This window comes from Flavobacterium sp. N2038 (genome assembly GCF_025947185.1).
In the GTDB taxonomy this organism is placed as follows: domain Bacteria; phylum Bacteroidota; class Bacteroidia; order Flavobacteriales; family Flavobacteriaceae; genus Flavobacterium.
Genome location: NZ_CP110001.1, coordinates 1015164 through 1040841, shown reverse-complemented (window position 1 = coordinate 1040841; position 25678 = coordinate 1015164). Strand labels below are relative to the sequence as shown.

General features: G+C 33.9%; 26 protein-coding genes and 1 tRNA gene. 17 read left to right on the top strand and 10 right to left on the bottom strand.

All coding sequences use genetic code 11. The features are described 5' to 3' along the window. Nucleotides 1-48: 48 nt before the first annotated feature. From OLM51_RS04605 to OLM51_RS04595, 3 genes are all read right to left on the bottom strand, one after another. Nucleotides 49-2319 carry a cation:proton antiporter gene (locus tag OLM51_RS04605; RefSeq protein WP_264553223.1) on the bottom strand — a complete coding sequence of 757 codons (2271 nt, stop codon included), beginning with the start codon at nt 2317-2319 and terminating at the stop codon, nt 49-51. Nucleotides 2320-2432: 113 nt separating this feature from the next. Beyond that, entirely contained in the window at nt 2433-3152 is a 720-nt protein-coding gene (locus OLM51_RS04600; protein ID WP_264553222.1) for a LytR/AlgR family response regulator transcription factor, read from the bottom strand. Then, nucleotides 3115-3876: a sensor histidine kinase gene (locus OLM51_RS04595; protein ID WP_264553221.1), complete on the bottom strand. Its 762-nt coding sequence runs from the start codon at nt 3874-3876 to the stop codon at nt 3115-3117. The genes OLM51_RS04600 and OLM51_RS04595 overlap by 38 nt, the downstream gene beginning before the upstream one ends. 350 nt (nt 3877-4226) lie before the next feature. On the opposite strand from OLM51_RS04595, the gene OLM51_RS04590 reads away from it, so the two are divergent. From OLM51_RS04590 to rpoN, 3 genes are all read left to right on the top strand, one after another. Continuing rightward, nucleotides 4227-6593 carry an efflux RND transporter permease subunit gene (locus OLM51_RS04590; protein WP_264553220.1) on the top strand — a complete coding sequence of 789 codons (2367 nt, stop codon included), beginning with the start codon at nt 4227-4229 and terminating at the stop codon, nt 6591-6593. A gap of 375 nt (nt 6594-6968) precedes the next feature. Next, complete coding sequence (gene asnS / locus OLM51_RS04585; protein ID WP_264553219.1) at nt 6969-8414, top strand: asparagine--tRNA ligase; 1446 nt, start codon at nt 6969-6971, stop codon at nt 8412-8414. A 135-nt stretch (nt 8415-8549) separates the two neighbouring features. Beyond that, nucleotides 8550-10010, top strand: coding sequence for an RNA polymerase factor sigma-54 (gene rpoN / locus OLM51_RS04580; protein ID WP_264553218.1), 1461 nt, complete (start codon nt 8550-8552; stop codon nt 10008-10010). A gap of 288 nt (nt 10011-10298) precedes the next feature. Here rpoN and OLM51_RS04575 read toward each other — a convergent pair whose 3' ends face one another. Continuing rightward, nucleotides 10299-10736: a hypothetical protein gene (locus OLM51_RS04575; RefSeq protein ID WP_264553217.1), complete on the bottom strand. Its 438-nt coding sequence runs from the start codon at nt 10734-10736 to the stop codon at nt 10299-10301. Nucleotides 10737-10766: 30 nt separating this feature from the next. Continuing rightward, nucleotides 10767-11357 carry a thymidine kinase gene (locus tag OLM51_RS04570; protein WP_035653260.1) on the bottom strand — a complete coding sequence of 197 codons (591 nt, stop codon included), beginning with the start codon at nt 11355-11357 and terminating at the stop codon, nt 10767-10769. 235 nt (nt 11358-11592) lie between these two features. Here OLM51_RS04570 and OLM51_RS04565 point away from each other — a divergent pair, with 235 nt between their 5' ends. The 9 genes from OLM51_RS04565 (at nt 11593) to OLM51_RS04525 (ending at nt 20464) form a co-directional block, all read left to right on the top strand. After that, nucleotides 11593-12600: a hypothetical protein gene (locus tag OLM51_RS04565; RefSeq protein ID WP_264553216.1), complete on the top strand. Its 1008-nt coding sequence runs from the start codon at nt 11593-11595 to the stop codon at nt 12598-12600. Nucleotides 12601-12715: 115 nt separating this feature from the next. Beyond that, nucleotides 12716-13438, top strand: a complete 723-nt coding sequence (rsmI, locus tag OLM51_RS04560) for a 16S rRNA (cytidine(1402)-2'-O)-methyltransferase (RefSeq protein WP_264553215.1) — start codon at nt 12716-12718, stop codon at nt 13436-13438. A 206-nt stretch (nt 13439-13644) separates the two neighbouring features. Beyond that, nucleotides 13645-13989 (top strand): HopJ type III effector protein, encoded by a 345-nt coding sequence (locus tag OLM51_RS04555; protein ID WP_264553214.1) that lies wholly within the window; start codon nt 13645-13647, stop codon nt 13987-13989. A 249-nt stretch (nt 13990-14238) separates the two neighbouring features. Further along, nucleotides 14239-15939: a single-stranded-DNA-specific exonuclease RecJ gene (recJ, locus tag OLM51_RS04550; protein ID WP_264553213.1), complete on the top strand. Its 1701-nt coding sequence runs from the start codon at nt 14239-14241 to the stop codon at nt 15937-15939. Beyond that, nucleotides 15929-17209 carry an MFS transporter gene (locus OLM51_RS04545; protein ID WP_264553212.1) on the top strand — a complete coding sequence of 427 codons (1281 nt, stop codon included), beginning with the start codon at nt 15929-15931 and terminating at the stop codon, nt 17207-17209. Before recJ ends, OLM51_RS04545 begins: the two co-directional genes overlap by 11 nt. Further along, nucleotides 17210-18124, top strand: a complete 915-nt coding sequence (locus tag OLM51_RS04540) for an alpha/beta fold hydrolase (protein ID WP_264553211.1) — start codon at nt 17210-17212, stop codon at nt 18122-18124. Between the two features lie 174 nt (nt 18125-18298). Continuing rightward, nucleotides 18299-18655 carry a hypothetical protein gene (locus OLM51_RS04535; RefSeq protein WP_115887464.1) on the top strand — a complete coding sequence of 119 codons (357 nt, stop codon included), beginning with the start codon at nt 18299-18301 and terminating at the stop codon, nt 18653-18655. 155 nt (nt 18656-18810) lie between these two features. Further along, the gene (locus tag OLM51_RS04530; RefSeq protein ID WP_264553210.1) at nt 18811-19167 is read left to right on the top strand and encodes a hypothetical protein; all 357 of its coding nucleotides are present in this window, start codon (nt 18811-18813) and stop codon (nt 19165-19167) included. 82 nt (nt 19168-19249) lie between these two features. Next, on the top strand, nt 19250-20464 hold the full coding sequence (locus OLM51_RS04525; RefSeq protein ID WP_264553209.1) for a cytochrome c3 family protein: 1215 nt from the start codon (nt 19250-19252) through the stop codon (nt 20462-20464). Here the strand turns inward: OLM51_RS04525 and OLM51_RS04520 are convergent, their stop codons facing one another. The 4 genes from OLM51_RS04520 to OLM51_RS04505 all read right to left on the bottom strand — a co-directional run bounded on the left by OLM51_RS04520 (nt 20465) and on the right by OLM51_RS04505 (nt 22865). After that, nucleotides 20465-21208 (bottom strand): UDP-2,3-diacylglucosamine diphosphatase, encoded by a 744-nt coding sequence (locus OLM51_RS04520; protein WP_264553208.1) that lies wholly within the window; start codon nt 21206-21208, stop codon nt 20465-20467. Nucleotides 21209-21296: 88 nt separating this feature from the next. Beyond that, nucleotides 21297-21749: a 6-pyruvoyl trahydropterin synthase family protein gene (locus tag OLM51_RS04515; RefSeq protein ID WP_264553207.1), complete on the bottom strand. Its 453-nt coding sequence runs from the start codon at nt 21747-21749 to the stop codon at nt 21297-21299. A gap of 33 nt (nt 21750-21782) precedes the next feature. Continuing rightward, complete coding sequence (locus tag OLM51_RS04510) at nt 21783-21959, bottom strand: hypothetical protein (protein WP_264553206.1); 177 nt, start codon at nt 21957-21959, stop codon at nt 21783-21785. Between the two features lie 141 nt (nt 21960-22100). Next, complete coding sequence (locus OLM51_RS04505) at nt 22101-22865, bottom strand: enoyl-CoA hydratase/isomerase family protein (RefSeq protein ID WP_264553205.1); 765 nt, start codon at nt 22863-22865, stop codon at nt 22101-22103. A 187-nt stretch (nt 22866-23052) separates the two neighbouring features. Here OLM51_RS04505 and OLM51_RS04500 point away from each other — a divergent pair. After that, nucleotides 23053-23126, top strand: a tRNA-Ala gene (locus OLM51_RS04500). 103 nt (nt 23127-23229) lie between these two features. On the opposite strand, the gene OLM51_RS04495 is transcribed toward OLM51_RS04500, so the two are convergent. Further along, nucleotides 23230-23406: a hypothetical protein gene (locus OLM51_RS04495; RefSeq protein ID WP_264553204.1), complete on the bottom strand. Its 177-nt coding sequence runs from the start codon at nt 23404-23406 to the stop codon at nt 23230-23232. A 198-nt stretch (nt 23407-23604) separates the two neighbouring features. Between OLM51_RS04495 and OLM51_RS04490 the strand changes: the two genes are divergently transcribed. The 4 genes from OLM51_RS04490 (at nt 23605) to OLM51_RS04475 (ending at nt 25659) form a co-directional block, all read left to right on the top strand. Further along, on the top strand, nt 23605-24048 hold the full coding sequence (locus tag OLM51_RS04490; protein ID WP_264553203.1) for a hypothetical protein: 444 nt from the start codon (nt 23605-23607) through the stop codon (nt 24046-24048). 179 nt (nt 24049-24227) lie between these two features. Continuing rightward, a complete protein-coding gene (locus tag OLM51_RS04485; RefSeq protein WP_264553202.1) occupies nt 24228-24635 on the top strand; it encodes a hypothetical protein in 408 nt (135 codons plus the stop codon). 26 nt (nt 24636-24661) lie between these two features. Next, nucleotides 24662-25093: a YybH family protein gene (locus OLM51_RS04480; RefSeq protein WP_264553201.1), complete on the top strand. Its 432-nt coding sequence runs from the start codon at nt 24662-24664 to the stop codon at nt 25091-25093. Nucleotides 25094-25266: 173 nt separating this feature from the next. Continuing rightward, nucleotides 25267-25659, top strand: coding sequence for a helix-turn-helix domain-containing protein (locus tag OLM51_RS04475; RefSeq protein ID WP_264553200.1), 393 nt, complete (start codon nt 25267-25269; stop codon nt 25657-25659). The last annotated feature ends 19 nt before the right edge of the window (nt 25660-25678 follow it).

Below are 25678 nucleotides of genomic sequence, written 5' to 3'. Positions count from 1 at the left end.
ATTAGAAAATTGGAATTTGGAATTTAAAATATTGAGATTTCTAAAAAACTATGGTTTCAAAATCAAAACCGATGGCGTATTATTCAGCCATGTACTTTGAGATTCTATTAGTTTCTTCCAGCTCTCCAAACTAATAATCATAAGATTCTGGTTTTCTAAGAATTCTTTTTTAATTGTTCTGTCATGCATAATCATAATATGATTTGGTGCAATCTGCTCAATTGAGCGAATAGTTTCCTGAATATCACGTGTATTCTTCACTTCTCCGCTTGCATCCAGAACTGTAATCTGCGAACCATTATTATTAATTAACTTCTTGGCATATTCAATTAAAAAAGCATCTTCTTTACTAAAAACAGGCATGAAAATCTGATTTACTTCTTCTAAGTCTTTATCGATAAAAATCCCAACCGGCATTTTTGCTTTTGCTATAATATGACGTGTTCTTTCATCAAAAGGGGAATTCTCAAACAAACCTTCTTTCCCCGTAAACTTATCAATTAAACGATCCGGATTAACGATTCGGGTGGTAAATCCCAGAATCTTTCCAAGTAACGTTCCGTCAAAAATAGATTGCCCTAAACCAACTAATAACAGATCATATTCTCCCTGATTTGCCGAATCAATAATTTCTGTATCAATATCAGTTGTAACCTTAAAAATACTTAACATGTTTTGATTTAAACGATGCGATTCCTCAATTACCGGCACTAACATTTTACGTTCGTGATCTTTTACATCAAATGAATGTATTTCTGTACTTAAAGATAAATGCATCGCTGTTACAATCGAGTTATCTCCTTGCTTTTTAACCAGGCTATTGGCGATTTTAAGCAGTTTTTTTCCTCGCTCAGGAGTAGCAAACGAAAGCAGAATTTTAAATTTGCTTTTATTCCCTATTTCCTGTGGTACTTCTGTTACTTTATCTTTAAAAATATAACCAATAAAATCTAAAGCCGGACCTGTCATAAACGTAGTAATTAGAGCCATAATTACCATCATAGTAAAAATCTCTGTAGACAAAACACCCAGATCATACCCAATATTCAAGACAACAAGCTCCATTAAGCCTCTTGTATTCATCAAAGCTCCAATCGCCAAGCTATCTTTCCAGCTTTGACCAACAAATTTAGCTGCCAGTGCACTACCAAAGAATTTACCTGCAACTGCAACAGCAATTATTAATCCTGTAATTTTCCATAAATAAGGATCATTCAGTAAACCAATTTGTGTACGCAAACCAGTAAAAACAAAGAATAAAGGAAGCAATACAATTATAGAAACATCTTCAACTTTTTCGATAAATATATTTCTGAATTTATTGTTTTCCGGCATAATTGCTCCTGCTAAGAAAGCACCAAACAAAGCGTGAATACCGATTAATTCAGCTGCATATGCCGAAACCAAAAGTGTAATAAAGAAAATGGCTACTACGGGTTTATTTAAACTTTCTCTTGTAGAATTTAAATCTCCGACACGTTTCAGGAACGGACGAACAATTTTTAGCATGATGATTACATACAAAATGGCCAGACCAATAACATACAACGAACTTGTAAACGATCCTGCTTTTACAATTGCAATTACAACCGCCAGAATACACCATGCAGTAATATCATCTGCCGCCGCACAAGTTATGGCAATAGTTCCCAATTTTGTTTTTTGCATTCCTCTTTCCTGAACAATTCTGGCCAAAACCGGAAATGCAGTTATACTCATGGCAATTCCCATAAACAAACCGAAAGAAGAAAATTCTACACCAATTGGTGCGAAAGTATGATAAATGAAATAAGCCAATGTTAATCCCAAAGCAAACGGAATAACTATACTGGCGTGACTAATAACAACGGCATCGTGCGCTTTATTTTTTAGCACTTTCAGATCCAGCTCCATTCCAATCACAAACATGAAAAGAATCAAACCAATCTGACTTAAAAATTGCAAATTCCCTAAAGATTCTTTTGGAAATAAAGCCGCAGAGAATTCCGGAAAATACATCCCCACTAAAGAAGGCCCTAAAACAATACCGGCAATCATTTCACCAATTACAGATGGTTGTCCTATCTTTCTAAAAAACCATCCAAACAAACGAGCTACCAGAATAATAGTCACAATTTGCGCTAATAAAATAGCCAACGGATGCTGTAAATTTTCAACCATCGAATGAAGAAAATCATTCCAATGATTGGTTTCTATTTGTTTCTTAACAATATTACGTCCTACTTCTAATGCAGCACCTTTTGAAATTACCCAATATATCAGCGCCGTAAAGCCACCAATAATTGTTACGTAAAATAAAGAGTTTTTAAGATTATTCATAACTCGTTCTTTTGATTTATTGGCACAAATATCAGAACTGAGATTTAAGTGAAAAAGTAAATTTCCTGCTAATTTTCAATCTATGTAACAAGTCGGAAAAACTTTGTAATAAGTTATAATTTCACCTTTTTCAAAAAGTCAGAACGATAGGTTTCACTTAAAATTAAAGTCACATTTTTGGCATTTTCTTCTGTATGATGCAATACAATTTCGTTGTGATTAAAGAACTTAATTGCTTTTACCGAAATGATTTCTTTTTTATTTATACGACAAAAATCAGCTTCCGGAAGTTCTTTTAAAAGGGTATCAAACTTAACGTTTTTCAAGTTTAGGAAACTCCCGTCTACAAGCAAAACAGACTTATCGCGACTGTCACTTATAGCCGTTTTTATGTATTGAATCTTATTAAAATACAATAACGTTTTGCCTTTATCTGTGTTTAACTGCATAAACTTTTTAGCTGCATCCGGCTTTTCAAACCGCTCAACTGCTTTAGAAATGGCTTTTTGCAAACGTTCCAGTTTTACCGGTTTTGTAATATAATCTACCGCATCTATATTAAAAGCCTCGGCAGCATATTCTTTGTAAGCCGTACAAAAAACAACAAGTTTACCTTGTAATGTTTCGGCCAAATGAAGTCCGTCAATTCCTGGCATTTCGATATCCGAAATTAACAGATCAAAATCCAATATCGGAATGTCCTGCAAAAGTTTCTCAGGATTGTTATATGTTTTTACAATTTCCAATTCAGGAATTTGTTCACAAAGCATTTTCAGGTAAGTTAATCCCGGAAGCTCATCGTCCAGAAGCAAGCATTTCAGTTTTGTATTCAAGGAGATCAATTTTTAGATGAGCAATATAAACATCGTTTTCTATAAACTTATCAAGTTTAAAATTATTCTTGTAAATGATGCGCAGTCGATGCTCAAGAGTAGCATGACCAAAACCGCTGCGTTCCTTTTTTAAAACTTTTTTATCTGATATTTTATTCGAAACCGTCATAAAAAAGGCATTGTCTTTAAATTCAAAAACGACCGAGATAAAAGCATCGGCACTCTGAAGATCGGCGTGTTTAAATGCATTCTCGATTAAATCAATCGAAATCAATGGTGCCAGTAAAGGCTGATCGTACAATTTATCTTCCTGGTTTATATTTGTTTTGATCTTAAGCTCAAAAAGCGGACTGATTTTAATTTTATTGATTTCGATTAAATTCAAAGCAAAATCAATTTCTTCTTTGGCGGTGACAAATTTCTTTTTGCTTTCGTATAAAATATAATCCAGAACATTGGCCAGTTTATCTAAAGCAAAATAAGTTTGATAAGCATGTGACTGAATCGAATTTAAAATATTCTTAAATAAATGTGGATTGAGTTTAGATTCTAAATTCTCTAACTGTAAATCATTAACTTTTACTTCAAGTGCATAAAAACTTTTCTCGGCATCATCTTTTGCTTTTCTGGCCTGCATTAGCAAATAAACCATAAAGCCTATTATAACAACAAGTAACAAAAGAATGGTTAAAAAAATGAAAGTTGTAGTATTGTTTTCCTGCATAGTGTCAATTTTTTCTGCCAGAGATTTCAGAGATTATTGCAGATTAAAATCCCAATAATCATTTTAGTCTGTGGTCTATATTTTTTTATTAAAGGAAACAAATTAAATTCTAAAATCGAAAATCTATTTTTAAACTGAAAATTTTGATCAACATTTTATAACCTAATTCTTTTATTTCATTCTAAAATTAACTGCAAATATGAGAAAAGCTACTGATTCTATAATCAAAAACAAGAAAATTATCACATTAGGAAAGCTTTCAGTTTAGTGTTAACATAAAGTAAAATACAATCGATTGTTTATGATTTTGAGCACTTTTCACTACATTTGCAACCATTTTTAAAGATTTTATGAAAAACACTATTCAAGTTGGTTTTTGGGAAAAATTGGCCCGAATTATACTTAAAAACCGAATTACGCTTTTGGTTATTGTCGCAGCATTAACAATTTTCCTTGGTTACCAATGGAAGAATCTTTCTATGACCTATACCGAAGCTAATTTACTGCCTAAAAACCATATCGCAAACAAAGATTACCAAAAATTCCTGGATAAATTTGGAGAAGAAGGAAATCTGGTTGTAATTGGTTTTCAGGACCCAAAGTTTTTCACACCAAAAAACTATGCAGCCTGGAATGAATTGATGACAGGTTTAAAAAAATCTAAAGAAGTTGATTTGGTCGTTTCTCTAAACGACTTAAAGAAACTGGAGAAAGATACTGTAAATGAAAAATTCGTACTCTCTCCGTTTATAGAACAAAAAAAGGCACTTGATCCTGAATATTTAAAGAAAGTACAATACGATTTATTTCACAATTTACCCTTTTATGAAGGCTTACTGTTTAATAAAGAAAGTGGCAGTATCCGCTCAGCAATTTATATTAATAAAGCACTTGTAAATACTCCTGAAAGAAAAACGTTTATTCTTGAAAATCTGGTTCCGAAAATCGATAAATTCGAAAAAACAACCGGAATTGATCTTCGTGTTTCGGGAATGCCCTACATCAGAACAATCAACGCAGATAATATGAAAGGCGAAATCGGTCTTTTTATTGGAGCGGCTTTACTGACGGTTTCACTGATTTTCTTTTTCTTTTTCCGCTCGTTCAGAGCCACATTCATTTCAATCTGTATATTGATTGTCGGGGTGATCTGGTCTTTTGGTACGTTAGGATTATTTCATTATAAAATCACGATTTTAACAGCTATTATTCCACCTTTAATTATCGTAATCGGAATCACGAATTGTATTTTCCTGATCAATAAATACCAACAGGAAATCAAATTACACAACAATCAGGCAAAAGCTTTACAGCGCGTTATTTCAAAAATTGGAGTTTCGACTTTAATGACCAATTTAACCACTGCAATAGGTTTTGCAACGTTTATGATTACTGGAAATGATTTACTTTTTGAATTTGGTCTGGTAACTTCTATCAACGTAATTTCTGTGTATTTATTGACACTTTTAATCGTGCCAATTGTATACAGTTTTATGCCATTACCAAAAGAAAAGCATTTATATCATTTGACTAAAACTTACATTTCGACTTTATTAAATGTCGTTGAAGATTTAGTTAAAACAAAACGCAGATACGTATATATTGTTTACGGGTTATTTTTGGTTTTCAGTGTAATTGGAGTTTCGCAAATGAAAGTTTCAGGAAGTTTGATTGGCGAAATGCCAAAAAGCGCTTCTTTCTTTAAAGATATTTTATTCTACGAAAAAGAATTTAATGGTGTAATGCCGCTTGAAATCATGATTGACACCAAAAAGAAAAAAGGTGTTATGAAGGCTTCGACCATTCGTAAAATGGATGAATTACAGAATACAATTGCAGAAATTCCTGAATTGGCAAAACCGGTTTCAATAGTTAATTTGGTTAAATATTCTAAGCAGGCCTTCTACAACGGAAATCCTGAATATTATCAATTACCGACTTCTCAGGAACAGGCTTTTATTTTGAGTTACGCTAAAAATGCGACCAAAAACAGTAAAGAAAATTTAATGAAAGCTTACGTTGATTCGACTGGACAATATGCCCGAATCACTACTTTTATGAAAGATATTGGAACTGATGAAATGGCAAAAGTGGAGAAAAAACTAAACAATAAAATTGCTGAAATTTTCCCAAAAGACCGTTATGAAGTAACCGTTACCGGAAAAGCACTGGTTTTTCAGAAAGGAACATCGTATTTGGTTGACAACCTAATTGAATCTCTAATTTTTGCAATTGTTGTTATCGCTATATTGATGCTGTATTTATTCAGATCATTCAAAATGGTTTTTGCATCGGTGATTACGAATATCTTACCACTTTGCATTACATCAGGATTAATGGGTTATTTCGGAATTCCATTAAAACCATCAACTATTCTTGTGTTTAGTATTGCGTTTGGAATTTCGGTAGACAATGCAATTCAGTTTATGGCAAAATACAAACATGACTTGATGCAAAGCAACGGAAAAGTTAAAAGATCTGTATTCAGTGCTTTAAGAGAAACTGGAATCAGTACTTTTTATACATCTGTAGTTTTAATTTTAGGTTTTGCAACTTTTACATTATCAAGCTTTAGCGGAACTATTGCTCTTGGAGGATTAATCTCTTGTACTTTGGCTTTTGCGATGTTTGCGAACTTGGTTGTATTACCTTCGCTGGTTTTGACTTTTGAGAAGAAGAAAACCAAGAAAGAGGAATTAGAGAATTTGGATAAGTAAAACACTAATTTCACGAATTAGCACGAATTAAAAATATAAATCTTTGTCGAAGTTTAGAACTTTGACAAAGATTTACACAAAGTTTGTCATTCCGAGGAACGAGGAATCACACTCGAAACTCGACAACGATTGGCGATTTTCTTTGCGGAATTACTAGTGTGATTCCTCGTTCCTCGGAATGACAAAAACAAAAAAACGATTGGTTCTCATGAAAACGAGTGCCCTAGCCCTGATCGAAGCGGCATCCTTTCTATTTTTCCTTTAAAAATAGAAAGATACAGCGAAGAGCGGGAAACAGCTACAAAAATTAATTATTATCGATTATATTTGCAGTTGTTCAAAACGAATATTATTTAATATCAATTATATATAAAAATGAGACACACAAAGGTTAAAGACTTATTAAACAGTACTACGACGCTTCAGGAGGTTAATGCAAAAGGATGGGTGAGAACTTTTAGAAATAATCAGTTCATCGCACTTAATGACGGTTCTACCATTAATAATATACAATGTGTTGTTGATTTTGAAAATACACCGGAAGAGACTCTAAAAAGAATCACAACGGGAGCTGCAGTTTCTGTAATTGGAACTTTGGTTGAAAGTAAAGGTGCAGGTCAGAAATACGAAATTCAGGTAAACAAACTTGAAATCCTTGGAGATTCTGATGCGGAGAAATTCCCAATGCAGCCTAAAAAACACTCTTTAGAATTTTTACGTGAAAATGCTCACTTGCGTGTACGTACAAATGCTTTTGGTGCAATTATGCGTGTGCGTTCGGTATTGTCTTATGCAGTTCATAAATACTTTCAGGATAAAGGTTTTGTATATGTAAACACGCCAATTATCACTGGAGCTGATGCTGAAGGTGCAGGAGAAATGTTTCAGGTAACTTCATTGCCTTTGGATAATCTTCCAAAAAATGAAGAAGGAAACATTGATTTCAAAAAAGATTTCTTTGGAAAACATACGAACTTAACGGTTTCTGGGCAGTTAGAAGGTGAAACTTTTGCTATGGCTTTGGGTCAGATTTATACTTTTGGACCAACTTTTAGAGCTGAGAATTCAAACACTTCTCGTCACCTGGCAGAATTCTGGATGATCGAGCCAGAAGTTGCTTTCAACGATCTTGATGACAACATGGATTTGGCTGAAGATTTTATTCAGTATGTAATTAAATATGCTTTGGACAATTGTCAGGATGATTTGAAGTTTTTAGAAGGAAGACTTTTAGAAGAAGAAAAATCAAAACCACAGGCAGACAGAAGCGAAATGGCTTTGTTAGAGAAATTGAACTTCGTTTTAGAAAACAACTTCAAACGTGTTTCTTATACAGAAGCAATCGACATTTTGAGAGATTCAACTCCAAATAAAAAGAAAAAATTTCAATATATCATCAACGAATGGGGAGCTGATTTACAATCAGAACATGAGCGTTACTTGGTTGAAAAACACTTTAAATGTCCGGTAATTTTATTTGATTACCCAGCAAATATTAAAGCGTTTTACATGCGTTTGAACGACAACACAGAACCAGGCAGAGAAACAGTTCGTGCAATGGATATCCTTTTCCCTGGAATTGGAGAAATTGTCGGAGGTTCTGAAAGAGAAGAGCGTTACGATGTTTTGGTTGAGAAAATGAAAGCTCTGGAAATTGATGAAGAAGAATTATACTGGTATTTAGACACCAGAAGATTTGGTTCTGCAACTCACGCAGGTTTCGGTTTAGGATTTGAGCGTTTGGTATTGTTTGTTACTGGTATGACAAACATTAGAGACGTAATTCCTTTCCCAAGAACTCCAGGAAGTGCAGAGTTTTAATCTGAGGTTCTAAGGTACTGAGATACTAAGGTTCTAAGTTTTTAAAATATAAATAAAATAATTCAATCGCGAATTTAATTCGTCAACATAAGATACTCAGTGCCTCAGTGCCTTAGTACCTTAGCAACTTTTTATATGCTAAAGCAATTTTTAAATTTAAAATTATCCCAAAAATTATCTCCACAGCAAATACAGCTGATGAAGTTAATTCAATTGCCTACGCAAGCTTTTGAACAACGTTTATTGGAAGAAATGAACGAAAATCCGGCTCTTGAAGCTGGAAAAGAAGAAGAATACGAAGCCGATGAATTTGCCAATGAAGACTACGACGATTATGATGATGCAGAATCTGACAGAATCGAAGCAGATGATATTAACATTGATGAATACTTAAGCGACGACGATACACCTGATTACAAAACTCAGGTTAACAATTACAGTGAAGATGAAGAACGCGAAACACCTTTTGCTTCGCCAATTAGTTTTCATCAGGATTTAATCAATCAGCTGAATACTTTTATTTTGAATGACGAAGAACGCGAAATCGCCGAATTCCTTGTTGGAAGTATTGATGATATGGGTTACATCCGCAGAAGTGTTCCGGACATTGTAGACGATATGGCTTTTACTCAGGGAATTTATACTGATGAAGCAATGGTCGAAAAAATGATGACCGTAATCCACGAACTGGAACCTTCAGGAGTTGGTGCGCGAGATTTACAGGAATGCTTATTGCTTCAGCTGAAGCATAAAACGCCAACTGAATATGTTGATTTGGCAATTGACATTATCGAAAATCAGTTTGATGCATTTACGAAGAAACATTACGACAAATTACTTCAGAAATATGGTGTTTCGAATGAACAGCTTAAAAAAGCAATTAATGAAATTGAAAGATTAAACCCAAAACCAGGAGGATCTTACACCGGAAACAACAAAGTAACAGAAAATGTGGTTCCGGATTTTGCCATCAGAATTGTTGACGGTGAACTGGAATTGACGCTAAACGGAAGAAATGCTCCTTCCCTGCACGTTTCTAAAGATTATCAGGAAATGATGCAGACGTATAAAGATTCTCGTGATAAATCGACTGCTCAAAAAGATGCGGTTCAGTTTATCAAACAAAAACTGGATTCGGCTAAATGGTTTATCGATGCGATTAGACAACGTCAGGAAACTCTTTTTGTAACCATGAATGCGATTATGCATTATCAGGAAGATTATTTCTTAGACGGCGACGAAACCAAGCTAAAACCAATGATCTTAAAAGACATTGCCGATATGGTTGGTTTAGATATCTCGACGATTTCAAGAGTTGCCAACAGTAAATATGTTGAAACTCCTTATGGTACTAAACTGATTAAAGAATTCTTCTCTGAAGCCATGAAAAATGATCAGGGTGAAGATGTCTCAACTTTAGAAATCAAAAAGATTCTTAAAAATACGATTGAAGAAGAGGACAAAAAGAAACCGCTTCCAGATGATCAATTGGCAGAAATCTTAAAAGAAAAAGGATATCCAATTGCAAGAAGAACTATTGCAAAATATCGTGAGCAATTAGATATTCCGGTTGCTCGAATGAGAAAAAAGATTTAGTTTTTTTTAACCATATAAGAAATATAAGTTCATTTTAAAAAACAAAGTCCGACAGATTTAAAATCTATCGGACTTTGTTTTTTCCACATAATCATTGCATGTCAAACCGGATTAAAATCCGGCTCTACAATATGGATCGAGCCTCTGGCTCATTTATAGTTCCGAAGGAACAAATTATATTGTAGAGCTGGACTTCAGTCCAGTTTTACGTTGGCATTTTGATTTAAATCAAAAAAAAATCGACAGGTTTTAAAAACCTGTCGGGTTTACCAACGTTTATTTTTTTAATTATTTATATTGATCCGGTAATATTTTAACCGTAAACAAAAACACCTTCTTTTTATCGCTATAACTATAGATCAAAGTATAATCATTATCTCTAAAAACCTGAAGACCGGGATTTGCTTTAGCTGTACTTAAGAGACTTTTTTCGATTTCATCCTGAATCAGGTTTACATCTGCAGTTGTATTTTCAACATTCAACAAAGTCAAATTGTATTGAACAACTTGTTCTTCGTGCAAGCTTACACTGTCCAAACGAATTCCTTCCTGAATTATTAGTGGACAATTTTTATTGTATTTCCCAACTAATTCAACAATTTCTGTATTTACCGCCTCTTTATTTTTAGAAAGATAAAATTGAAAAAAAACAGCTAAAACAACTGCAATTCCAATAACAGCTAACAATAAAATATTCTGTTTTTTTCTGCTTTGCTTTTCTTCCATTTTATTTAAGATTGAAATAAAAATTAATATCTATTTTTCCTGAATTTTCTTCATTGCATTAAAATATGCTGCACGACTCAGTGGCTCATATTCCTCGGTTTCACCAAGCATTACCAATTTGTCATTATCTGTTTTTCTAAAACTGTAATTGGCTAAATTCCCTGTTCTGGTACAAACAGCATGTACTTTAGTAACATATTCGGCTGTTGCCATAAGGGCCGGCATTGGTCCAAAAGGGTTTCCTTTAAAATCCATATCCAGTCCTGCAACAATTACACGAATTCCCTGATTGGCCAAATCATTGCAAACTGTTACAATTTCATCATCAAAAAACTGCGCTTCATCAATACCAATTACATCGCAGCCTTGTGCCAAAATTAATATATTAGCCGCAGCAGGAACCGGTGTTGAACGAATTTCGTTGGCATCATGAGACACTACCATTTCGTCATGATAACGGGTATCAATAGCGGGTTTAAAAATTTCGACTCTTTGTTTAGCAAATTGAGCGCGTTTTAATCTACGGATCAGCTCTTCGGTTTTACCCGAAAACATTGATCCACAAATAACTTCAATCCAACCAAATTGTTCTTTGTGATTTACTGTATTTTCGAGAAACATTTTGTATTTTTCTGCCTTTAAAAATGAATAGTTTTTATTACTTTGTACTGGTAATAAATCGACGTAAAAATGTGCTATTTTACATTTTTTCAAAAGTAGAAAATTTTTATCAAATCAGGGTTTAGCAAACGCTTATTAACAGAAATAAAAAAATATCTTTTGGATTTCTTTCAGATTAAAGACATTCAGACATTAAATACACTAAAATACCTTATTCACTATAATTTCAACAGTTATGAAAAAAAAATTGGAAGCCGATTTAATCAGCATTGCACATCGAATTTTAAAGCTTAAAAACAAATCCGATATCAATCAATTATATGCAGAAACACAGAAATTATATGAAAAATTAGCTGTTTTAAAGTTTGTAGAAGAAAATTTCGACACTATAAAACCAACTATTGGACATAACGAAATTAATGCTGAACTGGAAACCATTTTTAGTAAAGAAGAAGAAATAGCTCCTGCTGTAATTGAAACTGAAACTCCAGTTAATGAAGAAGTAATTGCGGTTGAAGAAAATAATGAACCGGAAATTTCAGAAGAAACACCAGAAGAAATCACAGAACCAATTGTTGAGGAAAAAGAAGAACCTACAGCAGAACAAACAATATTTCCAATTGTCAATGAGATTATTGAACCTGAAGCAGAGCAAGAAATTGAAAAAGAAGAAGAACCTGCAAACAACATTGGAGAACTTTCCTTTACTACAGTAAATCACGCAAACCCAATTCCGGACTTCAAACCGGCTTTTGAATTAGAAAAAGAAGCTGAAATTACAGACGAAATTAAAGAAGAACCAAAAATTGAAACTTCAGCAAAACCAACGATTTTATTTGAAGATTTTGGAATTAACTATGCCGATGCACAATTTGTAAAAGTAGATAGTTTTGAAGCCGTTACTCCTACTCCAACACCTTCAATCAATGAATTTACAGAAAAGAAAAGCATTGAAACTGCCATTCTTGAAACTCCTGCTGCAACAAAAACTGCCACACTGAACGAAAAACTGGCTAAAGGTTTTCATATCGATTTGAATGACCGAATTGCTTTTACTAAAAATCTTTTTGGAAACAGCACTGAAGATTACAGTCGTGTTTTAAATCAGTTACTGACTTTTGACACTTATGGAGAAGCACAGGAATTTATCGAAAACATGGTAAAACCAGATTATAACAATTGGGAAGGAAAAGATGATTATGCAGAACGTTTTCTAGGCATTATCGAGAAAAAATTCGCTTAAAAAAACAAACACAAATTACACTAATTAACACGAATTCATTTGCTTCGTGAAATTTTACAAGTATTAAAAATTTGTCTTAATTAGTGTAATTCGTGTTTAAATATTAAAATAAATTATGTCAAAATTATACATCGTTCCAACGCCAATTGGCAATCTTGAAGATATGACTTTCAGAGCCATTCGGGTTTTGAAAGAAGTCGATTTGATTTTGGCGGAAGATACCCGAACAAGCGGAAAATTACTGAAGCATTTTGAAATTGGCACGCACATGCACAGCCATCATATGCACAACGAGCACAAAACAACCGAAAATCTAATTGCACGTTTGAAAGCTGGCGAAAACATTGCTTTGATTTCTGACGCCGGAACTCCGGCAATTTCAGATCCAGGATTTTTATTGACTCGCGCTTGTGTCGAAAATAAAATTGAAGTAGAATGTCTTCCAGGCGCAACAGCTTTTGTTCCGGCTCTTGTAAACAGCGGATTACCAAATGATAAATTTGTCTTTGAAGGTTTTCTTCCTGATAAAAAAGGGCGTCAAACTCGTTTTTTGACTTTAGCCGAAGAAACCCGAACGATGATTTTATACGTTTCTCCGCATAAACTCGTTAAAACTTTAGCCGAATTTGTTCAGTATTTTGGAGAAGACCGACAAGTTTGCGTTTCAAGAGAATTATCAAAATTGCACGAAGAAAACGTGCGTGGAACGGCAAAAGAAGTTTTAGCACATTTTGAAAAAACCGCACCACGAGGCGAAATCGTCGTTGTCGTCGCAGGAAAAACAATAGAAAAAGAAGCCAAGAAAAGTAAGTATTCTAAGGATGAAGAAGAGGATTAAATTATTTATGCCACAGATTAAAATCATTATTACAGATTAAAAAAGTTTCGCCACGACTCGAGCGACAGCGAACAGGCGAAGCAATTTCACCAATTATCACGAATTTAATTAGTGGAAATTCGTGCAATTAGTGGCAAAAAATCATTTTAATCATTTTAATCTGTGGCAGAAAACCTAAACTACAAAGTAGAAAAACAATACATATCATGAGCATACAAGCCTTTTTAGAAAAAGTAAAACAAACTCCGACACAAATAACATTTCCAGAAACTATTGCAGTAATTGAGGAAAACTACAATTTTACTCCAACAGCTTTTCAAAACGGAACGCAACATAATGCAGCCGGAGAAAATTCAGGTTCTTGTAAATTATTTTCGTTCGCGAAATTGCAAAACTTAAGCAAAGAAGAAACTTTATCGTGTTTTGGAGCATTTTATTTTGAAGAAGTTTTAGGAGATCCAAATGGAGCAAATCATCAAAACATTAGAAATTTCATCAACTTAGGTTGGGACGGAATTCAGTTTGAAGGAAATGCTTTAGAAGCGAAATAAAACAAAATATTCTGCCACTCCCGATAGCTTCGGGATTCACAGATTAAGAGGATTACGCAGATTAATATGAAGATTGCCACGAATTGCACAAATTAGCACGAATTTAATTAGTGGAAATTGGTGCAATTCGTGGCAAAAAAATAATCATTATAATCTTTTTAATCTGTGGCAAAAAAAATTACCAATCAAATTAAACGATTTCCGATTTCTACAATCTAAAATCTATACTCTAAAATCTAAAATCAACCCATGCGTTGGACCATAAAACCAAAACCTTCTGAAGATAAAATCAAACATTTGGCACAAGCCTTAAATGTAGAAGATTTTGTAGCAACACTTTTGATTCAGCGTGGAATTGAAACCTTTGATCAGGCAAAAAATTTCTTTCGCCCTTCATTAGAACATCTACATGATCCGTATTTGATGAAAGATATGCATAAAGCCGTTGACCGAATTGAAGTGGCTATTGCAAATCAGGAAAATATTTTGGTTTTTGGCGATTACGATGTCGACGGAACAACAGCGGTTTCTTTGGTTTCTTCCTATTTAAAATCACATTATCCGAACATTGCTACTTATATTCCGGATCGTTATGATGAAGGTTACGGAATCTCTTATAAAGGAATTGATTTTGCCGACGATAATGGATTTTCATTAATTATCGCGCTTGACTGTGGCATCAAATCAATTGAACATATCGCATATGCAAAATCAAAAAATATTGATTTTATTGTTTGCGATCACCACAGACCCGGAGAATCCCTTCCAAATGCAGTTGCCATTTTAGACCCAAAAAGAGATGACTGCTTTTACCCATATGATGAGTTATGTGGCTGTGGCGTTGGTTTTAAACTAATTCAGGCTTTGGGCCGAAATCGAAATGAAACAATTGAGGACTTAGTTCCGTATCTGGATTTAGTTGCCACTGCAATTGCGGCCGATATTGTTCCGATTACGGGTGAAAATCGAGTTTTAGCTTATTTTGGATTAAAGGTCATTAACAGCGAACCAAGACCCGGAATTAAAGCGTTGGTTCATCAGGTAAAAAAGAAAGTTTTAGACATCACAGATGTTGTTTTTATCATTTCTCCCCGAATTAATGCAGCAGGAAGAATCAAACATGGTAATCATGCCGTTGAATTATTAACTGAATTTGATTTTGAACAAGCGCAGCAATTCGCATCAGAAATTGAACAATACAATGCGGACAGAAAAGATCTGGATAAAAAAATAACCAAAGAAGCTTTTCAGCAGATTTTGGAAAACAACGAACAGGAACGTTTTTCTACCGTTGTTTTTCAGGAAGACTGGCATAAAGGCGTTATTGGGATTGTGGCTTCAAGATTAATCGAAACCTATTATCGTCCGACTTTGGTTTTTACCAAAAGTGGTGATAAATACGCCGCCTCTGCCCGATCGGTAAAAGGGTTTGATGTTTACAATGCACTAGATGCCTGTTCTGAACATCTGGAACAATTTGGAGGACATATGTACGCTGCGGGAATGACTTTAAAAGCTGAAAATTATCCCACTTTTAAAGCCGCTTTTGAAAAACAGGTTGAAACCACTATTCTACCGGAAATGCGAACTCCGGAAATCGAGATTGATGCCGAGATAAACTTCTCGGAAATTACACCAAAACTCATTCGGATTTTAAAACAATTTGAACCTTTTGGCCCACAGAATATGACGCCGGTTTTTATGACTACAAATATAAAAGATACCGGTTATGCCAAAACCTTAGGTGCAGAAGAAGAACATTTACGACTATTTGCAAAACAAACTAATTCTGAAGGAATTGCTGCCATTGGCTTTGGCCTTGGAAAAAAAATAGATCTTACAAAAAATCAAAATACATTTCAGCTCGCTTATACAATAGCTGAAAATGAATGGAACGGAAACATTTCAACACAGCTTATGCTGAAAGACATTAGAACAAATGACAACTAAATCAAACAAGCCAGATCCGTATCAGGCACTTCGTTATAGAGAATTCAACGTGTTTTTATTACTGCGTTTCTGCATGGTTTTTGCCTGGGCTATGCAGTTTATCGTAATTGAGTGGCAAGTTTACAGTTTAACCAAAAATCCGCTTTCGCTAGGGATTATCGGTTTAATGGAAGTTATACCGGCCGTTTCAATGGCTCTTTTTGCAGGACATATTGTCGATCAACGAGAAAAAAAAGGATTACTGGTAAAATGTATACTAGGTTTTTCGGTAATTAGTTTTGGATTGTTTTTATTGACCTGGCCAAAAGTTGTTGGTGATTTATCCCCAACTGTAGTTTTATATTCAATCTATGCTTTAGTTTTTCTGGGCGGATTGGTAAGAGCTTTTTTAGGACCAACTATTTTCTCACTTCTATCTCTGATTATCCCTAAAAAAGCATATCCAAATGCAGCTACCTGGAGTAGTTCGGTTTGGCAGATTGCAGCTGTGATGGGCCCGGCAGTAGCTGGATTCTCCATCAACTGGATTGGCGTTCACTGGTCAATGTGTCTGGTTTTCGGGTTCTCTCTTCTTTCCTTAATTGCCTTGTCACAAATAAGCAAAAAGCCAATCATAAACCCAAAAATTGGAGAATCTATAAAAGACAGTCTTACAGAAGGTTTAACTTTTGTTTTTAGAAATCAAATTGTTTTAGGTGCCTTATCCCTTGACATGATTGCTGTACTTTTTGGAGGCGCGGTGGCATTATTGCCCGTTTTTGCTCAAGACATTTTAAAAGTTGGTTCTGAAGGCTTTGGTATCTTAAGAGCTGCTCCTGCTGTAGGATCTTTTATTACGATGCTTGTTTCTGCTTATGTCCCTTTATATAAAAATGCAGGAAAGAAACTCTTAGTCGCCATATTTGTTTTTGGATTATCTATTATCTTGTTCGGTCTTTCTACGTCGTTCTGGCTTTCTGTTTTTGCTTTATTCCTGAGCGGCTTATCAGACGGAATTTCTGTAGTAATTCGCCAGACTATTTTACAGCTTAAAACTCCCGATCATATGCGTGGACGTGTTGGTGCTGTAAACTCTATTTTTGTTGGATCTTCTAATGAATTAGGTGCTTTTGAAAGCGGTGCAACTGCCAAATTAATGGGAACAGTCACTTCTGTTGTTTTTGGAGGAAGCATTACACTTTTGACCGTTTTAGGCTTTGGTTTTATATCTCCTACGTTTAGAAATTTAGATCTTAAAAAAGATATGGATGATCATCATAATCAGGAATAGATGAAGTTTTTATTCACAACTTTGTTACTTGCAGTATCCTTTTTCACAAACGGACAAAACCTTTATATCAAAACATACGGAAACGAAAAGAATAAAGCTCTAATTTTTATTCACGGAGGTCCAAGCGGCAACGCAACTTTATTTGAAGGAACAACGGCTCAAAATCTGGCTAATCAAGGTTTTTATGTCATTGCATACGATCGAAGAGGTGAAGGAAGATCTACAGATCCTAATGCGAAGTTTACCTATGAAGAAGCTTTTCGGGATTTAAATTCTATTTATAAAACATATCATTTAAAAAAAGCTGTTTTACTTAGTCATAGCTTCGGAGGTTTAGTCGCTACACTTTACACCAATAAGTATCCAAAAAATGTAAGTGCTTTGGTATTAGCCGGAGCTTTATTTTCACAACAGGAAACTTACGACCATATTCTAGACACTTTGAAGAAGAAATACAGCAGTGATGCTGAACAATTAAAGAAAATAAATACTGTCGAAAATCTGAATAAAAACACTGCCGAATATAGAAAAGGCTGCTTTGAACTTGCGGGAGAAAACGGCTTTTTTAAAATGCCAAAACCAACCGAAGACTCAAAAAAGTTTTATAATAATTACGAATCAGGTGTTTTTTTTAAAACCAATATCCGAAACAAAAATGCACCATTACTTTTCTATCAAAATGAAAAGCAAAACAACATCGATACCCGACCTGTTTTAAAACAGATTAAAGCTTCGGGAGTTCCTATTTTTGGAATTTACGGCAAAGATGACGGCATTTTTTCATCAGCACAAATTAATTCTATGAAAGCTATAACAGGAGAAAAACATTTTGCTTTTTTAGACAATTGCTCGCATTATTTATTTGTTGACCAGCAGAAAAAATTTCTTTCCTACCTAAAATATTGGCTGAAATAATTTTTATCAGACCACATTAAAGGATATAAGTTCATTAAAAAACTGAGCTTCTAAAAAGAAAAGCAAACAACTAAAAATCAAATTATTAACAAGATTTTTTAGCATTTTTTTATGCTTTTCTTAATCAAGTATTAATACAAAGAGTATGTATCTTTGTGGCCTAAAAAAATTGCCATGAAAGACATCGAGCAAATCTACCGAAACGATTTTGGAATTTCATTCTATTGGAAAGAAGGCAACGAAATCATAGCAGATAAAATTCAGTTGCTTTTTAAACAAATGGGATTTTATTTTTCAGTTCAGGAATTAAATGAATTTCACGATTTAATTGAAGACTGTGTAACAGACCAAAATGATTATGATACAAGCGGCGTAAAACGTGTATTTGATAAATTTTTATTAAAAACACCTTATGTTGCCATTGATCTGGAAATATCACCGATTGAATTAAATTCTATAAAAGACCTGGTCGATGGTTCATTGTTTCGACTTAACCTAAACGAATACATTTATGGTTCTGGCATGAACTAGAATATTTCTACCTCTCTTACATACACAACAAATCCAAACTTTTTTTGACATCTGGAGGTGTAAGCTCAATGAAAACATTTTTCAAACTTTTATGATTTTTTTATTTAGAATTAATATAAATAATATTTATATTTGTTCAAATAAAAGGATTTATAATGAGAGAAATAGAACAGATATACCACAATAATTTTGGAATAGCCTTTTACTGGAAACAAAACAATCAAACCATTCTGGACAAAGTACAATTGGTTTTTAAGGAAACAGGCTTTTATTTTACCATTTCTGAATTGAATATGTTTTGCGATTTGATTGAAGATAGTTTAATCGAAAACAATTGTTGCGAAGCCTGCGAATTAAAATATTCCTGCCACAAATTTTTATTAAAAACACCTTGTTCCTCTATAGATTTAGCGGTTAACATGACGGAATTAAAATCGATTAAAGACTTAGTTGAAGGTTCTTTATTTAAAATCGAATTAGACGAATATGTTTACGGTCCCGGATTAAACTAAAGATATCCGAAACATTTTAACAGTAATCTTTCATTATTTAAATATATTTTGATTCAAATCAAAAAAAAGTATATTTACGGCAATGAAAAAATGCTGCCTCATTCTTGCACTTTTTGTACTCGCAATTTCCCTAACCAATTGCAGTAACAAATCTGATGAATACATTGATCCACGCGGAACCGATTATGCCGGTTCTGAAAGTTGCATTCAGTGTCACCAACAACAATACGAATCGACTTTACATACTTCACATTTTAAAGCCACGTCTCCACCAACAAAAGAGAACATTTTAGGTCATTTTACAAATGGAAAAAATACTTTTGTTTACGGCAAGGATATCAAAATAGTAATGGAAGAGCGTAATGATTCGCTTTATCAGGTTTTGTATAAAAATGGAAAAGAAGTTGAAGCTTACCCGTTTGACGTTATTTTTGGAACTAAACATGCGCAAACCAGTGCTTATTGGAAAAACCACTATCCATACGAATTGCCAATTTCATACTACAAATCGATACACAGTTGGGCAACAAGTCCCGGATATTCTGCTACTATTCCAAATTTTGAACGAAAAATAGATAAAGAATGTTTTGCCTGCCATAGTTCAAATATTGGCAGCAGATTTATTACCACAAGTTCAGACAGTATTACATTCCTAACCATGGATGTCGAAGACTTTATGAACAAGAAAACTTTAGTTTACGGAATTGATTGTGAGCGTTGCCACGGACCGGCAAAAAAACATGTTCAGACTCATTTAAAATTTCCTGATTTAAAACAGGCTCAAAATATCATTGGCTTTAAAAACCTAAACAGACAACAAAAACTAGATGCGTGCGCTTTGTGTCATTCTGGTAATGATCAGGCAAAATTAAAATCAAGATTTCAGTACAAACCAGGAGAAAGTCTCAACTCTTATTTTAGAGCCTATCCCGGCACCAAAGACAGTCTGAATTTTGATGTGCATGGTAATCAATTAGGATTACTTTCTCAGAGTAAATGTTTTAAACAAAGTCAAACTATGGATTGTACATCTTGCCATAATCCACATCAGGATTCATCGCAAAACATGGCTGCTTATTCTAAAATTTGCATGAGCTGTCATCAGACGGCCAAACATACTCCGACAACACTAAAAACAATTTCAAAATCAATGTTGGCTAATAATTGTGTAGAATGCCATATGCCAAAACAAGACTCGAAAGCTATACACTTTCAGCAATCAAATACTGCGGCGGTAACAAGTTATTCTCTGCGAACGCATAAAATTGGGATCTATGCGAATACTAAAAAGAAGTAATTATTTTTCGAATTTCTTAAGTTCAAATTTTTCACCATCAAAAACACCGTAGGTAAAATAACCTATCCAATCGCCAAGATTCACATAGTTAGAATCTTCACCCACAGGAATAATCATTGGTAAATGACGGTGTCCAAAAATGAAATAATTGTAATGCTTGGTCTCCAGTTTTCGTTTGGCGTACAAAACCAGCCACTCATTTTCTTCTCCAAGAAACTTAACATCTTCGTCTCCGGAAATCAGTTTGTTTTTGACCGATAAATATTGTGCTAAACTTACTCCAACATCCGGATGAAGCCAACGGAAAAGCCATTTTGAAAAAGGATTTGTAAATACCTTTTTCATTCTTTTATACCCTTTATCGCCGGGGCCTTTTCCGTCACCATGACCTATTAAAAAAGTTTTTCCGTTAAAAGTAAATTCTTTATTATCATGATAAACCGGAATATTCAATTCGGTTTCAAAGTAATCGTTCATCCATAAATCATGATTTCCAACGAAAAAATAAATCGGAATTCCGCTATCGCGAATTTCTGCTAATTTGCCCAAAATACGTACGAAACCTTTTGGCACAACTGTTTTATATTCGAACCAAAAATCAAATAAATCACCCAACAGAAAAATTGCTTCGGCATCTTCTTTAACCTCATCTAACCAGGCCACGAATTTTTTCTCACGCGGAAGACTCAATTCTGGAGTCGGTGCACCAAAATGCTGATCTGAAGCAAAATATATTTTTTTCATTTAGAGTTTTAGATTTCTAAGAATTTTAGACTTTTGTCTCTCTGAGCGAAGTCAAAAATTTGGGATTTGGAATTTAAAAATTGGAGTTTTAGATATTATCCGATGCGTACCATTCTGCAAATGAAGATTCTGTTTCCTGAAGTTTAAGGGAAAAAAGAGAAATTCCAGCCGGAAGTCTTCCAATAATTCTTTCTGCAAAATCTACCACCATATTTTCACTTGTTGGCTGATAATCTACCAAAATTACATGATGGCCACGATTTTTCAATTCATTTGCCAGTTCAATATGCGGTGTTGTCTGATTAAAAACAGTAGCATGATCAAACTGATCGACGATTTCTTCTTTTACAATTTTCTTTAGGTCAGAAAAGTCAATTACCATTCCAAACTTCACATTCGATCGGTCAGTAATTGGCGAACCAATAACGGTTACCGACAATTTATAACTGTGGCCGTGAACATTCTTGCATTTTCCGTCATAACCGTACAAAGCATGTCCGGTTTCGAAACTAAATTGTTTTGTAATTCTGATATTACTCATCGATTCTTAATTTTAAGCTTGCAAATTTACAAATTAATAACCGTTTTCATCTCTTTTTTTAGCACGGTTATACATCCAGTAGGCAATTCCTACTAAAATGACAAAAGGAATAAAAGAACCAATGACAACACCAATCTGATATCCGCTGTCCGGCGCATTTTTAAGTTTTTCGGCAACATCGACTTTTTGTAGTAATGAAATGATATACATGTTTACTAAATTTAAATTAACACAGAAATTTACTGTTAGAAAGTAAATTCCAATCCCGAGGCTTCGGGATAAATCCCAAATTCCAATATAATTTGGTCCTCCATTGGAATTTTGATTTTTTTATTTGGAATTTCTTTTGGTTTATTTTTTAAATTGTTTTAATGCATTTCTGCTAAAGTCAGACAGAACCAATTTTCCTGTAATTGCAGCGCGCTCAAAAAGCAATGATTCCCAATTTTCAGTATTCTCCCAAATAATCTTTTTCATTTCCAGCAAAGCTTCCGGATTATACGAACTTAACTTTTGAGCGAAATTATCTATTTTAAGATCCAGACTAAAAGATTCACAAACTACCGAGAAAAGTCCTTTTTGAAAAGCCCATTCTGCCGATTTCCATTCATGCGCAGCAAGCGTCATTTCGGTCATTGCTGTTTTACCAATTTTTCGGGAAACTGCAGGTTCGATAACAAAAGGTCCAATCCCAATTGCCAGTTCAGACAATTTCACATCGCTTTCGGGAGTTGCAAAAACATAATCGCAAGCAGCAATAATACCAACGCCGCCGCCAACCGCTTTTCCCTGAACACGGCCAATAATCAATTTATTGCAATTGCGCATCGCATTGAGCAAATGAGCAAAACCAGAGAAAAATTCTGTTCCCTGCTCCACATTTTCAACTTCTAAAAGTTCATCAAAAGAGGCACCGGAACAAAAGGCTCTGACTCCTTCACTTTTTAATATAATTACCGAAACATTTTCATTTCGGCTCAACAAATTAATTTCTGCTGTAAGGCGATCTAATAACTGACGCGGAAAAGAATTACTCGCAGGATGACCAAACTCAACGGTTGCAATAGTATTTTGAAAAGAAGTTTCTAAACTCCCTTTTGCATTTTCTGAACTCATAAAAATAGATTTAAAGGTAAAGTTACGCTTTTGAAAAATAATTAACCTGAAACTCCCCAAAATTTGTTTTTTGACAATTAATTGACTTTATTTGCTAACGCTTTGGGGGATTAGCTCATTTGGCTAGAGTATCCCGATGAAAAATCGGGAAGGCGACAGTTCGAATCTATAACCCAAATTAATGCTAGGGGGATTAGCTCATTTGGCTAGAGTACTTGCCTGGCAGGCAAGGGGTGACCGGTTCGAATCCGGTATTCTCCACAAAAAACCAAAAACCTTGTAAATTTAGTTTTACAAGGTTTTTTGTTTTTATGAATATTTATTGTACTTAATCTTGTCATTTCGATTTCTATGACAAAACTATCTATTTCTCATTTGCCGAATCTTCGGCATCTACTCTCTTTTTTTCTGCTTTTTTGAAATCGTTATTCAACAGATTTTCTAATTTCTTTTTTTCCTTCAGATTTCTTCTGATTGTTAATACAACTAGAATAATTACCAGTACTGCAACAATCGCTATTATGCCCCAATTAATTTCCATAACTTTAATTTTTACTTAAAAGTAAGAAACTATAACTAAATACTGTATTATCAAAAAGTTAAGTGTTCAATTTCCAGACAAAACTTATTCTGACACAACTAAAGCTTTTGAAAGATAATTCTTTAAAACAGTTTCATACTTTTGTAAGTCCAAAATATTCGAAAGAAGAAATTATTTTTAGTTACCAAATGTTTCAAAATGAATCAAAACTTAAAAAACAAAACATTCTCATTCTTAAAGAAACTCGTTATAATTGCGTTGTTACTTTTTGTTTTTACTTTTATAGAAATCTATTGGGCAATGGGAAGTTTTTCTAATAAAATATCCAGCGGAAATCCAGACAGTAGCTTTTTTGATGATGCTTATTTAATATCTGTACTTACAACTGGTTTCCTGACAATTGCATTTCTCCTGTTTACTTTCATAAAAAATAAATATCTAAAAATAGGCTTTGAACTCAACTGTCTAATTTTTATTTGGTTTTTCTGGAATTACACCATTTTTGTTGATCGTGAATCTTCATGGAGTACTTATCTTTTTAAAGAAGAAATACTTTATACTTTGACCGTTTCTTCCTTCCCTATTTTGGTTTTATCAACTGTTACAATATTTGCTTTACATTATATCACAGGAAAATTATGAGTTCAGACCACAAAATACTTTTACGAATCTACTTCATTATCTGCACTCTTTTTGTGCTTGACTGTCTTTTGTACTACTTTAAAGAAATTAGTCTTCGCGGTTATTACAGCGATGTGGTTTTATCATGGCTCTGGCTCATAAGCAATTTTGTAATTATAATCGTTTTTTGGAAAAATCTCATGGCAAAACTTCTTTTGGCAGCAATAGTCGTAACTTTTGGACTTAGTATTATTGCCATGATGCTTCCATTTTTTACTTTATTGCTTTCAAGTACATCTTTAGGTTTATACCAAAACAAAGATCTCAATGAAAATTATAGAGCACAAATTGTAAGTTACAGTCCGATGGGGCATCCGTGGCTTGAAGTCATTGAAAAAAAAGGGGTGTTTGAAAAACGAATTTTAAAATGTACTGACTATCAGCTTATGGATGATAATATGAATATCAAAATCAGAACGGCAAAAGATATTCTTTTTAAAAATGAAACCGATAATACGATAACTTTAACGCTCTTTTACGGCCTCCCTAATAAAACTATCACTTTTGATAAAAATAGCGGGAAGATTATTGCAATACAACACAATTGAGTAATTTAACTTTATTTATAAAACTTATGCGTCACTTAAAATCTTTATTTCTCGTTTTTTTGCTTATGCTTTCCTTTAAAGGCATTTGTCAGGATAAAATTTCACAACAAGTACTCGAACGTTTAAAAGCACAGCAAACCTGCTGGAATAACGGCGATCTCGAAGGCTACCTCAACTTTTATGCTCCCGTAGATTCTGTTCGTATGATCTACAGCGGCGGTGTAGTTTACGGAAAAAACAATATCACAGATTTCTATAAAAAATACTGGCCGAAAGAAAGAATGGGAAAACTGACTATGACCGATTTTGTTATTGAACCACTTTCAAAAAAAGATGCTTTTGTAAATGCCAAATTTAGTGTAGAAGCTCCGAATGGTAAAAACAGTTCCGGGCAGTTTTCCGGAATAATGCGAAAAATAAAAGATGTCTGGTATTTGTATGTCGATCATTCCGGATAAAATCTTTTCTGTCAGAATTTCAGGAACGTAATTTATTGCCAGACTACAAAACCAAAACAAATAAATTTATTTGTTTATTTTCTTCTTTCAAACCCTAAAGCGTATTTTACAGAAACGACTCTGTTTTTTACTGATAAATGATTTTGTAAATGATTTTTAAATACCTTTGAATTATGAGCACAGCAACAAAACCAAATCACATAGGCCGTAAAATAAGCCGTATTCGTGAGCTTCGTGATATGAAACAAGAAGCTTTGGCACAAGCTTTAGGCATGAGCCAGCAAACTGTATCTGCAATAGAAAACAGCGAAACTATAGAAGAAGAAAAATTAATCGAAATAGCAAAAGCACTTGGTGTTACTGCTGAAGCTATAAAAAGTTTTTCAGAGGAAAATATGATTAATTATTTTAATACTTTCAACGATAGTCAAGGAAACTTTGGGAATTTCGGAAATAACAGTTGCAATTTCAATCCTCTAGATAAAGTGGTTGAACTTTATGAGCGTTTGGTTCAGGCTGAAAAAGATAAAGTAGAGTATTTAGAAAAAATATTGAAGGAGAAATAATCCTTTTAATCATTATAAA

What these genes read in the sequence shown, in the direction of transcription:
- OLM51_RS04490 (WP_264553203.1), top strand. Translation starts at nt 23,605, where the DNA reads ATGAATCAAAACTTAAAAAACAAAACATTCTCATTCTTAAAGAAACTC.
- rsmI (WP_264553215.1), top strand. Translation starts at nt 12,716, where the DNA reads ATGTCAAAATTATACATCGTTCCAACGCCAATTGGCAATCTTGAAGAT.
- OLM51_RS04480 (WP_264553201.1), top strand. Translation starts at nt 24,662, where the DNA reads ATGCGTCACTTAAAATCTTTATTTCTCGTTTTTTTGCTTATGCTTTCC.
- OLM51_RS04595 (WP_264553221.1), bottom strand. Translation starts at nt 3,876, where the DNA reads ATGCAGGAAAACAATACTACAACTTTCATTTTTTTAACCATTCTTTTG.
- OLM51_RS04555 (WP_264553214.1), top strand. Translation starts at nt 13,645, where the DNA reads ATGAGCATACAAGCCTTTTTAGAAAAAGTAAAACAAACTCCGACACAA.
- OLM51_RS04520 (WP_264553208.1), bottom strand. Translation starts at nt 21,208, where the DNA reads ATGAAAAAAATATATTTTGCTTCAGATCAGCATTTTGGTGCACCGACT.
- recJ (WP_264553213.1), top strand. Translation starts at nt 14,239, where the DNA reads ATGCGTTGGACCATAAAACCAAAACCTTCTGAAGATAAAATCAAACAT.
- asnS (WP_264553219.1), top strand. Translation starts at nt 6,969, where the DNA reads ATGAGACACACAAAGGTTAAAGACTTATTAAACAGTACTACGACGCTT.
- OLM51_RS04590 (WP_264553220.1), top strand. Translation starts at nt 4,227, where the DNA reads ATGAAAAACACTATTCAAGTTGGTTTTTGGGAAAAATTGGCCCGAATT.
- OLM51_RS04505 (WP_264553205.1), bottom strand. Translation starts at nt 22,865, where the DNA reads ATGAGTTCAGAAAATGCAAAAGGGAGTTTAGAAACTTCTTTTCAAAAT.
- OLM51_RS04485 (WP_264553202.1), top strand. Translation starts at nt 24,228, where the DNA reads ATGGCAAAACTTCTTTTGGCAGCAATAGTCGTAACTTTTGGACTTAGT.
- OLM51_RS04525 (WP_264553209.1), top strand. Translation starts at nt 19,250, where the DNA reads ATGAAAAAATGCTGCCTCATTCTTGCACTTTTTGTACTCGCAATTTCC.
- OLM51_RS04495 (WP_264553204.1), bottom strand. Translation starts at nt 23,406, where the DNA reads ATGGAAATTAATTGGGGCATAATAGCGATTGTTGCAGTACTGGTAATT.
- OLM51_RS04605 (WP_264553223.1), bottom strand. Translation starts at nt 2,319, where the DNA reads ATGAATAATCTTAAAAACTCTTTATTTTACGTAACAATTATTGGTGGC.
- OLM51_RS04530 (WP_264553210.1), top strand. Translation starts at nt 18,811, where the DNA reads ATGAGAGAAATAGAACAGATATACCACAATAATTTTGGAATAGCCTTT.
- OLM51_RS04535 (WP_115887464.1), top strand. Translation starts at nt 18,299, where the DNA reads ATGAAAGACATCGAGCAAATCTACCGAAACGATTTTGGAATTTCATTC.
- OLM51_RS04570 (WP_035653260.1), bottom strand. Translation starts at nt 11,357, where the DNA reads ATGTTTCTCGAAAATACAGTAAATCACAAAGAACAATTTGGTTGGATT.
- rpoN (WP_264553218.1), top strand. Translation starts at nt 8,550, where the DNA reads ATGCTAAAGCAATTTTTAAATTTAAAATTATCCCAAAAATTATCTCCA.
- OLM51_RS04540 (WP_264553211.1), top strand. Translation starts at nt 17,210, where the DNA reads ATGAAGTTTTTATTCACAACTTTGTTACTTGCAGTATCCTTTTTCACA.
- OLM51_RS04565 (WP_264553216.1), top strand. Translation starts at nt 11,593, where the DNA reads ATGAAAAAAAAATTGGAAGCCGATTTAATCAGCATTGCACATCGAATT.
- OLM51_RS04545 (WP_264553212.1), top strand. Translation starts at nt 15,929, where the DNA reads ATGACAACTAAATCAAACAAGCCAGATCCGTATCAGGCACTTCGTTAT.
- OLM51_RS04575 (WP_264553217.1), bottom strand. Translation starts at nt 10,736, where the DNA reads ATGGAAGAAAAGCAAAGCAGAAAAAAACAGAATATTTTATTGTTAGCT.
- OLM51_RS04475 (WP_264553200.1), top strand. Translation starts at nt 25,267, where the DNA reads ATGAGCACAGCAACAAAACCAAATCACATAGGCCGTAAAATAAGCCGT.
- OLM51_RS04515 (WP_264553207.1), bottom strand. Translation starts at nt 21,749, where the DNA reads ATGAGTAATATCAGAATTACAAAACAATTTAGTTTCGAAACCGGACAT.
- OLM51_RS04510 (WP_264553206.1), bottom strand. Translation starts at nt 21,959, where the DNA reads ATGTATATCATTTCATTACTACAAAAAGTCGATGTTGCCGAAAAACTT.